The sequence below is a fragment of the Limnoglobus sp. genome (assembly GCF_059499385.1).
Genome location: NZ_JCABYM010000151.1, coordinates 1 through 11,458 on the forward strand (window position 1 = coordinate 1; position 11,458 = coordinate 11,458).

Annotated in this window: 6 protein-coding genes; all 6 read right to left on the reverse strand. The window is 71.5% G+C overall.

Annotated features, from left to right (window positions below; translation table 11 throughout):
* Window positions 1–58 precede the first annotated feature (58 nt).
* Window positions 59–1,417, reverse strand: coding sequence for a DUF1501 domain-containing protein (locus AC5JJ2_RS26175; RefSeq protein ID WP_495861002.1), 1,359 nt, complete (start codon window positions 1,415–1,417; stop codon window positions 59–61).
* Window positions 1,418–1,437: 20 nt separating this feature from the next.
* A complete protein-coding gene (locus tag AC5JJ2_RS26180) occupies window positions 1,438–2,097 on the reverse strand; it encodes a DNRLRE domain-containing protein (protein WP_495861003.1) in 660 nt (219 codons plus the stop codon).
* Complete coding sequence (locus tag AC5JJ2_RS26185; protein ID WP_495861004.1) at window positions 2,094–4,886, reverse strand: sigma-70 family RNA polymerase sigma factor; 2,793 nt, start codon at window positions 4,884–4,886, stop codon at window positions 2,094–2,096. Before AC5JJ2_RS26185 ends, AC5JJ2_RS26180 begins: the two co-directional genes overlap by 4 nt.
* Window positions 4,887–5,280: 394 nt before the next feature.
* On the reverse strand, window positions 5,281–6,666 hold the full coding sequence (locus AC5JJ2_RS26190; RefSeq protein ID WP_495861005.1) for a purple acid phosphatase family protein: 1,386 nt from the start codon (window positions 6,664–6,666) through the stop codon (window positions 5,281–5,283).
* Between the two features lie 208 nt (window positions 6,667–6,874).
* Window positions 6,875–7,708: a hypothetical protein gene (locus tag AC5JJ2_RS26195; protein ID WP_495861006.1), complete on the reverse strand. Its 834-nt coding sequence runs from the start codon at window positions 7,706–7,708 to the stop codon at window positions 6,875–6,877.
* A gap of 274 nt (window positions 7,709–7,982) precedes the next feature.
* Window positions 7,983–11,366, reverse strand: coding sequence for an efflux RND transporter permease subunit (locus AC5JJ2_RS26200; RefSeq protein WP_495861007.1), 3,384 nt, complete (start codon window positions 11,364–11,366; stop codon window positions 7,983–7,985).
* Between the last annotated feature and the right edge of the window lie 92 nt (window positions 11,367–11,458).

Below are 11,458 nucleotides of genomic sequence, written 5' to 3' on the forward strand. Positions count from 1 at the left end.
CCCCCTCCCTAGCCCTCCCCCCCAAGGGGGGAGGGAATAAAGCCAAGACCGCGGCCGGCTACGCCAGCAGCCCCTTCACCACGGTCCCGTTCGCCACGATCGGCTGCGGGCGGTTGCCCGGCGACATCAGGTCCTTGCGGCCGTCGATGCCGAGTAGGTGGTACAGCGTGTGGGCGTAGTCCTCCACGCCCAGCGGCTGCGCCGCCGGCTCCGCCGCCAGCGCGTCCGACGCGCCGTAGACTTGGCCGGCCTTGATCCCGCCGCCGGCGAGCACGATGCTGAACACCCGCGGCCAGTGGTCCCGGCCGCCGCCGGCGTTGATCTTCGGCGTCCGCCCGAACTCGCTGTTCACGATCACCAGCGTGTCCTTCAACAGGCCCCGTTGGTCGAGGTCGGTAATGAGGCCGGCGAACCCGGCGTCCAGCACCGGCATCTGCGGCTCGATTCCGCGGTAGTGGTAGGCGTGCGTGTCCCACGTCCCGAACGTGACGGTCACGAACCGCGCCCCGGCCTCGACCAGCCGGCGGGCGATCAGGAACCGCGCCCCGCCCATCGTCCGGTAGGCCAGCGGGCCGGTCCCGTTCATGCCGTACAGCGCCTTCGTCGCGTCCGTTTCCCCCTTCAAGCTGAACGCCTCGCGGGCCGTCTTCGACGACAACAGCCCGTAGGCCCGCTGGTAGAAGCTGTCCATCGTCGCCGGGGCGTCGTCCTTCTCCGTCCGGGCGAAGTGGTCGTCCACCAGTGCCTTCCAGTCGCGGCGGTCGTTGAACCGGGCCTCGTCCACGCCGGCGGGCAAACTCAAGTCGCGGACGCTGAAGCCGGGCCGGCCGGGGTCCGCGCCGAGGGCGAACGGGCCGCACGCGTTCGAGAGATACCCGCTGCCCATGTACTGGCTGCCGGGCGTCGGCACGCAGACGTAGGGCGGCATGTCCTGCCGCGGGCCGAACTCGTGCGACACGACGCTGCCGAGGCTCGGGTACGTCAGCGCCGGGCTGGGCCGGTAGCCGGTGAACATGCTGTGCTCGCCGCGGCTGTGGTCCACCTCCGTGTGCGTCATGCTGCGGACGACGGTGAGCTTGTCCGCGACCTGCGCCGTCTTCGCCATGTGCTCGGAGAACCGCACGCCGGGCAGCTTCGTCTGGACTGCGGCCAGGATGCCGCGGTACTCGGCCGGGGCGTCCGGCTTCGGGTCGAAGCTGTCCATGTGGGCGAACCCGCCCTGCAGGTAGATGTGGATCACCGACTTCGCCTTCGCGGCCGGCTTCTTCGCGCCGGGTTCCGCCGCCCGCGCTTCGAGCGACAGGAACTGGCCGAGCGTGAGGCCGAGGCCGCCGAGCCACCCGGCGGCGATGACGTCGCGGCGGGTCGGGCGGCGGAAGTGCGCGGGGTCGGCGGCCCAGGTTCCGGGGGTCGGCATCGTCGTCTCCTCGATTCGGGTTACTTGGATTTCGGGGCGGAAAACTCGACCACGAGCTTCGGCCGCTGTTTCTGATCGTCGAACTCGCTGGTGTAGAAGTCCCAGCCGTTGCCGCCGGTGTTCAGGAACACCCAGCCGTGGTTGGCCTCGCCGTTGACCCACGCCTGGACGGTGTCCGTGACCTCGAACGAGATCGCCGACGAACTCGCGCTGATCTTGCCGAACGTCAGGCTCTCGACCTTCTTGGCCGCCTCCAACCCGTCGGCCGTGACGCCGCCGACCAGACTGTTCCACGACACCGACGCCTTCCACGGCACGAGCATCCGGTGCAGGTGGACGGTGTTTCCCTCGTCGAACGCGCTGACGACCAGCTTCGCGGAATGCACGGTCGCGTTCGCCGGGATTTGCTTCGAGTTCGCGCCGACGAGGTCGTCGAACCGCATCAGCACCTGGCTCTCGCCGCCGTCGTTGTTCGCGTCCGACGAGGCGTTGATGTTGCCGTCCAGGATCGTGTTCGGGGCGACGGCCCAGATTTCCGTGTCCACCGTGCCGGCGTACCCGTCGAAGCCGTCCTGGAACGCGATGGTGGCTTTCGCCGCGTCGGCCTTCTTGTCGGCGTGGCCGACGGCGACGAACCCCGCGACCGCGACGGCGCCGAGCAACAACGGAAGACGCTTCATCGGGAGCCCTCGGCGGGTCGGACGGTGAGAACGAATTTGGTCGGTTCGCCGGAGGTCGCGCGGAACCGGGCCGTCGCCGTGCCGCGCGGCCCGCTGACGGTCACGGCGTACTCGGCGTCCGGGATCAGCGCGGCCAACTCCGCGCGGCCGGCCGCGTCGGTGACGGGCCGCGCCGCGTGGTTCACCGCATCGAACCAGTCGAGCGGCTGCGGCTCCTCGACGGCCGGCGTGCCCATCCTGGAAGTGGCTTCAATGCCTGGGACCGCGGGCGTCCCGCCCGCTTCGCTCCCCGCCGCTGCAGAGAGGTCCCCGATACCTTGTAGGTGGGCGGGCGGGACGCCCGCGGTCCCAGGGCCGCCCCGGTCATGAAACGACTTCTTGGCGTCGCGGCGGACGAGCAGGGCGGCGGAAACCGTGTGCTCGGCGAGCGGCTTGCCGGCCGCGTCGGTGACTTCGAGTACGGCCGTGCCGCACGGCTTCAGGTGAACGGTCGGGCCGGCCGCCCCGGTGATGTCGGCGACCGCGCCGAGCTTCGCGACCGGGTTCAGGAAGTACGCCCGCGCAGCGGAACCTGTCGCCACGCCGGGCAGCGCGTACCGGTCGCCGGCGACCGGCAGCGGCAGGCACGAGTAGCCCCGGACCGGCGACACGCGGCCGGCGGCGAGGACGACCGTGCCCGGCCTGTTCCCGCAGACCGCGCCGACGACGGCGTTCACCTTCTCCAACCGCACGTCGAGCGGCGGGACCGGGCGGGCCGCGTCCACGGGCACGACGGCGTGCGCGTACAGCGTGCGGTCGGTGGCCGGCAGGTCGAGCGGGACCGGGGCGAAGTCCTGCGACGGGCCGTACACCCGCACGGTGCAGGGTTCCGCCGGCACGGGCAGGCGGAACGAGCCGTCCGCCGCGGTGCGGACGAGCGCGTCGCGGCCGGCGAGCAGGTCGTCCTTCCACTCCGGCCGGTCGGACCGCACGCGGCCCCAGTGGACGATCGCGCCGGCCACCGGGCCGGCCTCGTCCCGCACCGTGCCGACGACCCACGCGCCCCGCGGCAGCTTCACGCCCAGGCTCTCGCCCGTCGGGTCGCACGGCAGCACGGTCTCCCGCACGCCGACGAACGGGGCGGAGGCGTCCGGCGGATGCACCAGCAACTCCGCCGCCTCGCCGCGGGCCAGCGGCAGCCGCAGCGTGCCGTCGGCGTCCGCGACGGCGTCGAACTCCCCGCCGCGGTTCCGCCGGACGGCCGCCAGCCCTTGCTCCGTGTCGCAGAAGTGCGCGTGCGTCCGCGGCCGGCTCGTCACGACCGTGACGCGGGCGTGCGGCAGCGACCGGCCGGTGTCCGCGGCGCGAACGGTCACGACGAACGGGACCGCGGCCTTGAGCCGAACCTCGTCCCGGTCCGCGTCGAGGCGGACGGTTTCGACCGCGAACCGCGGGTCTTCGACCCGAACGCCGACGGTCGCCGCGCCGAGGCCGGGGAGTACGATCGCGCCGTCCGGGCCGGCCGTGACCAGGCCCGGCCAGCCGGGGAGCGGCGGTTCGTTCGCGCCGAGCGACGGCTCGTTCGCGGCGTCCCCGATTCGCACGACGCGGGCCGTCACGCCAGCGGCGGGGTTGCCGTCCGCGTCGAGCAGCCGGGCGCGGAGCGGCAGACTTTCCCCCATGCGAACGTCGAGCGCCGCGCCGGGCTTGACCCGCGCCGTCGTCGTCGCGGGGGCGCGGCCGGGGGCGGTGGCGTGGACCGTGACGGCCCGCTCGGCGAACCAGGACGGGAACTCGGGGACGTTCAGCCGGAACCGGCCGTGCGGGTCGGTCGTGGCCGCGGCGACCGGCGTGTCCCGCAGCCCGCGGCCGCCGGGTTCGTAGGGGTCGCGGGCCAGCGCCGTGACGGTCGCGCCGGGGACCGGGTCGCCGTCCGCGTCGCGGACCGTGCCGATCAGTGGCGTTGTCTTGACGTGGGCGACGGCCGGCGGGGCGGCGGCCGGGGAAGGCTCCGGCGTGGGTTCGACGGCGACGGTGGACAGCGCGAGCACGAGCGCGACGCCGGCCCCGCCGAGCCACACGAGCGGCCGGGCCATCAGGATTGCGGCCAGCGACTCGAACGGCAACGGCACGACGGGGGTGGTCGCGAGGCCGGCGTCGGTCGTCCCGGCCAGCACGCCGGGCGGCACGGCCGTCAGCCGGCCGCCGAGCGCGGCCAGGGCCGCCGTCACCCCGAGGGCCGGGGCGTGCTCCAGGAGCCGGTCGCGGAGCTTGAGTTTTGCCTTCTCCAGCCGCCGGTGGACGGCCGCGGTCGAGCACCCGAGTTCCGTCGCCGCCTTCTGGTACGACCGGCCCTCGACGAGGCACAGCACGAGCACCGCCCGGTCCCGGTCCGGCAGGTTCGCCAGCTCGTCGTCGAGCAACAGCGCGTCCTTGTGCTGGGCGTCGTGCGCGTCGATCACGTCGGCCGCGAGCGGCTCGTGGCGCTGGTGGTGGCGGTCCCGCTTGCGGCGGAGGTCGATGGCGCTGCACCGGGCGACCCGGTACAGCCACGCGGCCAGGGTGTGGCGGTTGAGGATGCGGTGCGCGTCGCGGGCGAGCTTGAGGAACGCGGCCTGGAAGGCGTCCTCGGCGTCGGTCGTGTTGCCGAGGCCGCGGCGGCAGACGCCCCAGACGAGGCCGCCGTACCGGCCGACGAGGGTGCTGAACGCGCGCTCGTCCCGGTGGTCCACGAAGAGCCGCAGCAGCTCCGTGTCCGAGCGGTCGTCCTCTCGCCATGCGGCCACGGCGAACTGTAGCTGTCGGAGCATCGTCCCGGCGGCCCGTGAGGCGGATCGGAGAGGTCGATCCCGCGGTTAGCACACGGAATAAGCCGCACGGCGGCAGCGCGGTTTCTCGCGGTTCGGCCGATCTTCCGCCGACCTTCACGCGGCGTTCACCGGGCCTACGCCGGGGGGCGGGGAATGTTGGAAGTGTGGGGTTGTAACGAATGGTTTTCACCCCGAAGGGGTGGGAGATGTTAGCCCAGGGCAAGGGCCGCAGGCCCGCCGCCCTGGGTGGGGGCCGCAACCGCCCCGCAGGCTGAAAGCCTGCGAGAAGGAAGGCGGTCGCAGACACGCCGGACGCCCGCGCCCAGGGCGTTGCCCTGGGCTGAGCGCTCCCACCCCTTCGGGGTGAAAACTGATTCCTGCGAACGAGGAACTGCTATCGCGTCGTCAGGCCCGGCGTCCGCCGCCGCGGCTTCTTCGCCGTCCGCGACACGTCGAGCACCTTGCCCGTCTCGCCGAGCGCCAGGTGGAACCGCTGCTCCCCCTCCAGCCGGTGCAGCGTCAGGTGGTACTCCGGGGCCACGTCCGCCAGGTAGCCCCGCTTCTCCGGCTCCTTCGGGATGCGGAGCTTGCCCCACGACCCGTCGCCGAGGTACACGATCCCGGTCGCGGCGTCCACGGTCCCGCCGGTCAGCGGGTGCGTCCGCTTGAACGTGTGGTCGTGGTGCTCCAGCACGACATCCACCTGGTGCTTCTCGAACAGCGGGACCCAGTGCGTCCGCTGCTCCTCGCCGGTCCCGAACTTCCCGGCCGCGGCCGCCTGTGGGGCGCGGTACGACGGGTAGCACGGGACGTGCCCGGCCACGATCAGGTGCGGCCGCCCGGCCCGGTCGGCCAGCGTCTTGTCCAGCCACTCCGTTTGCTCGCCGCCGATCTTCGCGCAGTGCCCGGTGTCCGTCAGCACGAGGCTCAGGTAGTCGCCGAAGTCGAGGGTTGCGTAGCTCGTCTCGGCGAACAGGCCGTCGAACAGCGGGGTGAAGAACGTCGCCTCCTTGAGCGTCTTGTTGTAGCTGCCGCGGACCTCGTGGTTGCCGAGCATCGCGACCATCGGGATGAGCCGGCCCTGGCTGTCGGTCATCGTCGTCGCGTAGTTGCGGATGAACTGGACCGCGACGTTGCCGTTGATGCCGTTGTCGTACCCCAGGTCGCCGCCGACGAGGACGAACATCGGGTCCTGCAGGGCGGCGATCCGGTTGTTCGCGACGGCGTGCTGGTTGACGCCCACGTCGCCGCCGCTGATGAAGTGGAACGCCTTCGTCGCCTTCGCCGGCATGGTGCGGAACCGGTACGCCTTCGACCGCGTGCCGATGACGAACTCGTACTCCGTCCCCGGCGTCAGGCCGACGAGTTCGGCGCGGAACACGGAGAAGTCGGTCGGCCCGGTCGGGCCGGGGACGACGGCCGGGGCCTTCGCGTCCGCCTTCGGGGCGGCCGCGGCGTCCTTGGGGTCCGGCTTCAGCGGCAGTTCCACGACCGGGAACGGCTTCGCCTTCGCCACCGGCCCGGTCGTCCAGTCGGCCTTGCTCCGCTCGCGGTAGCGGATGACCGGCTCGTCCACGTCCTTCGCCCGGCCGATCCACTGGATCGTGATCGTCGTCGTCGGGTCCCGCTGCCACGTCAGGAACAGCGTGTCCGGGTTGAACCCCGGCGCGTCGTCCGGCACGGCCGCGGGCTTGTCCTGGCCGAGGACGTGCGCCCCGGAGATCGAGAGCAGCCCGGTCACGCCGCCGAGGAAGTTCCGCCGGCTGAAGGTCGAGGTCATTGGCGACACCGCGAGTGAAAAAAATGGTGGGACGACCCGGACAGCAGTATGTTTCCGCCGGGACGCGCGCAGGAGGGAGGGCGGGATTTCACCCAAGATTCACCGCCCGGAGGCTCATTTTTGCGAAGTGTGTGCGCGGCGGAAAGAGCGGGTGAGGGAACCGCGAAGGTTTCGCGGGGCGGCCGGCCGCCCCGCGACGGGCTGGACCTTACTTCTTCACGAACGCCTCCGGCGGCTTGATCTCGCCGGGCTTCGCCTTCGCCAGTTCCACGTACTCCTCCACGCACGGCGGGCAGCAGAACGTGTACGTCTTCCCGCCGATCACCCACTTCAGGTCCGGGTTCGCCTTCGTCAGCGTCACCGGGCAGAGCCTGTCGCCCGGCTTCGGCTTCAGGTCGTGCGACACCTTCAGGTCCTTGAACTTCGCCGACACGGTCGTGTTGCCGTTCGCCTTGATGTCGGCGTCCGTGTAGAGGCCGCCGGGCTTCTGGTAGATCGCCGCCTCCCGCATCTCGTCCGCGGACTGAACCGGGCGGCCGTGCGCGTCCTTCGGGGCGGCCGTCGCGTGGCCGTCGTGCGGCTTCTCCTGGAAGTCGCCGAGGTACGGCTTGCCGTCGATCTCGCCGCTGATCGTCCCGGCGAGCGCCTGCTCCTTCGCGAAGTTGTCGTGGGCCGCGACGAACCGCGACGCCTTCCCCTTCGGGTCGCCGGCGTCCGGGTCGGCCTTCAACTCGACCTGGAACTTCGGGGCCTTGACGCTGAGCAGCAGCTTCTCCGCCGCGATCGGCACGGGCGTCTTCGCGTCCTCGTCGAGGACGTAGACGGTCGCCGTCTTCTTGGGGTGGTCCACGACGAACTCGGCGTGGTACTTGCCGAACTCGACGATCAGCCCGTCGTGCGGGCCGGGGCCGTGGTCGCCGTCGTCGGCGTGGTCGCCGGCCTTCGCCTTCGGCTTCTCGGCCTTCGGCGGGGCGGAGGACTTCTCGCACCCGGCCGCGAGGGCCGCGGCGAGCACGCCGAGGGCCAGTATCTTCGTCTTCATTCGTCGTCTCCTAAACAGGGTGAAACATTATTCGCAGGCCAATCGCGCCGCGTCCGGGCCGCGGCGCTCTTGTAGGGCGGGTCAAGGCTTTGCGCCGACCCGCCGGGGGCCGCAACCGCGTTGCAGAGCCGCCGAACCGGCTGGGACCGCGTCGGCGGGTCGGCGCAAAGCCTTGACCCGCCCTACATAATCCGCCGGGGGTCCGCAACCACCTCGGAGACACCCCCAGCCTCGGAGACCGCGTCGGCGGGTCGGCGCAAAGCCTTGACCCGCCCTACGGTTCGCGGGCCAACCGCTCCGCGTCCTTGCCACTGAACTTCCAGAACAGGCCGGGGTGGATCAGGAACTCGCAGAACGTGCTCGTCACCAGCCCGCCGAGGATGACCGTCGAAACCGGGTAGAGAATCTCCAGCCCCGGCTTCTGCCCGCCGATGACGAGCGGCACGAGCGCGATCCCGGCCGTCAGCGCCGTCATTAGCACCGGGGCGAGCCGCTCCAGGCTGCCGCGGAGCACCGTCTCCTGCGTGAACGCTTCCCCCTCCTCCTTCATGAGGTGGAAGTAGTGTGTGACGAGGAGGATGCCGTTCCGCACGGCGATGCCGCCGAGGGACACGAACCCGACCATGCTGGCGACCGTCAGCGTCTGGTGCGTGACGACCAGCGCGATCACGCCGCCGACGAACGCGGTCGGCACGGCGTTCAGGATTTGCAGGCTGACCCGCACGGACGGGTAGAGCAGGTACAGCACGGCGAACACGCCGACGGCGGAGACGGCGGCGAGGACGGCGATCAGCACGGCCGCCGACCGCTGGGCCTCGAACTGGCCGCCGTACTCGACGAAGTACCCCTCCGGCATCGGCACGCGGGCCTTCACCCGCCGCTCGATGTCCGCGGCCACGCTCCCGAGGTCGCGGCCCTGCGCGTTGACCCGGATCACCGCCCGGCGGCGGACGTTCTCCCGGCTCACCTGGTTCGGCCCGCCCGCCCCGTCCGGGATGTCGGCCACGTCCTTCAGCCGCACCTGCCCCTTGCCGTCCGGCCGGTCGATCCGCAGCTCGCCGAGCTTCGGGTAGTCGGTCCGGTACTGGGCGTTCAACTTCACCACCAGGTCGAACCGCCGTTGGCCGTCGATGACCTGCGAGATGACCTCGCCCTTCATCGCCGTCTCGACGAACTTCGCCACGTACTGCCGGCTCAGGCCGTAATACGCGAGGTCGTCGGCCCGGAGGACGACGTGCAGCTCGTCCACGATTTCCTGCGGCTCGATCACCGGCTCCGTCAGGCCGGGGATGTCCGCAATGGCGGCCTTCACCTGACGGGCGAGGGCTTGCAGCCGGTCGAGGTCGTCGCCGACGATCTTGATCGCGATGTTCGACTTCACGCCGGACAGCATGTGACTGATGAGGTGGTCGAGCGGCTGCTCGGCCTCGACGCTCGCGCCGGGCAGGTCGGTCTTCATTTCGGCCGTCATCCGCTCCAGGAACTCGGCCCGCCGGCCGACGTGTGCGGGGTTCATCGTCAGGATGTACTCGGACCGGCCGACCGGCTCGACGTGCTCGTCCAGTTCCGCCCGCCCGGTCCGCCGGACGAAGTGCAGCACCTCGCCGTCCGGGTTCGCCGGCGACTTCTGGATCGCCCGCAGCTTCTCGTCCATGACGGCCGCCGCCTCGCGGGACGCCTGCAACGACGACCCCGGCGGCAGGGCCACGTCGAACTGCACGCTCCCCTCGTCGAACTTCGGCAGGAAGTCGGACCCGATGGTCGTCAGCCGCCAGGCGCAGTACGCGACGACGACCCAGGTGAGCAAGAGGATCACGCCGGCGAACCTCATGCTGAACCGGACGAGGTAGGACGCGAGGAACTTGAGCAGCCGCAGCAGCGGGCCGTCGGCGTGGCCGGTGGCGGCGGCGGTCCGGCCGAGCAGGTAGTACGACAGCACCGGCGTCACGGTCAGCGACACGACGAGCGACGCGAGGATGGAGACGATGTACGCCAACCCGAGCGGGACGAACAGCCGGCCCTCGATGCCGGACAGGGCGAACAGCGGCAGGAACGCCAGCACGACGACGGCCGTGCCGAACACGACGGCCGAGCGGATCTCCCGGCTCGCGTCGTACACGACCGCGAGCGCCGGCTTCGGCGTTGCCGACGCCGCGTTCTCTCGGAGGCGGCGGTAGATGTTCTCCACGTCCACGATCGCGTCATCGACGAGTTCGCCCATCGCGACGGCGATCCCGCCGAGGGTCATGACGTTGATCGACAGGTGCGTGCCGGTCAACCACCCGACGGCGCGGAACACCAGCACCGTGACGGCCAGCGAGAGCGGGATGGCGGTCAGCGTGATGAACGTCGTCCGCACGTTCAGCAGGAACAGGAACAGGACGATCACGACCAGCACCGCGCCGAGGGCGAGCGCCTCGCCGACGTAGTAGACGGCGCGGTCGATGAACGCCTTCAGTTGGAAGAGGTCGGTGTTGAACCGGTGGTCGGCGGGCAGCCCGGCCTCCATGTCCGCGAGGGCCAGCTTCACCGCGTCGGTCAGCCGCCGGGTGTCGGCGTGCGGCTGCTTCACGACCGTCACGACGACGGCGTCGAACCCGTCCACGCCGGCGTCCCCGCGGGCCGGGGCCGGGCCTTCCGCCACCGTCGCGACCTGCCCCAGCAGCACCGGCCGGTCGCCGGTCGTGCGGACGGGAACCATTCTCAAGTCGTCCAGCACCTTCGCCGGGTCCGGGCCGAGGCGGCCGATGACCCGCACCGGCCGCTCGACGTGCCCCTCCTCCGTGTACCCGCCGCTGGCGTTCAGGTTGTTCTCCTGGATCGCGCGGTCCACGTCCTGGATCGTCACGCCCTGGTCGAGCAGCTTCGCCGGGTCCACGAGCACCTGGTACTGCTTCTTGTCCCCGCCCATGACGATCACTTCCGCGACGCCGGGCATCCGCAACAGCCGCGGGCGGACGACCCAGTCGGCCGTCGTGCGGAGGTCCATCCGCAGCTCCTCCGCGGTGCGGAAGGTGACGGCGTGCGGCTGGCCTTCGGCCTCGAACGTCGCCTTGTTGTCGGCGGGCCACGCCAGGCTCGCGACGGGGACTCGTTCCCACGTCTGCGGGTCGCGGCGGTCCTTCACCTTCCAGACGGCGAGGGACTTCGCCCCCGCGGCGCGCTCGGCCATCCAACCGGTGCGGCCGACCGGGGCGAGCGTGCCGCCCCGCGGCCCGGCCTGCCGGTGCAGGCCGACGTGCATGACCTGGCCCATGATCGAACTCGGCGGCGTCATCAGCGGGCGGATGTTCGGCGGCAGCGTCCCGGCGACGGCGGCGAGCCGCTCCTGCACGACCTGCCGCGCGTGCCGCACGTCCGTCTCCCAGCCGAACTCGACGTAGGTGACGGCGAACCCCTGGCTCGACTGGCTGCGGACGGCCTCCACGCCCGGCGCGCCGAGGAGGGCCGTGTCGATCGGCTGCGCGACGAGGCTCTCAACTTCTTCCGGCGAGAGGCCGGGGGCTTCGGTGAGGAGGACGACGCGGGGCCGGTCGAGGTCCGGGAACACGTCGACGGGCAGCCGGGTGGCGAGGAGGGTGCCGTACCCGAGGGCGACGACCGCGAGCAGCAGCACGAGGCCGCGGTAGCGGAGGGCGAGGCGGATGACGGCGTTCACGGACGGCCCTCGGGGGGAATCTTGTGGGTCGGGTCGGGGCTTTGCGAGGCCCGACTCTTGTTCCCTCCCCCCTTGGGGGGGAGGGTTAGGGA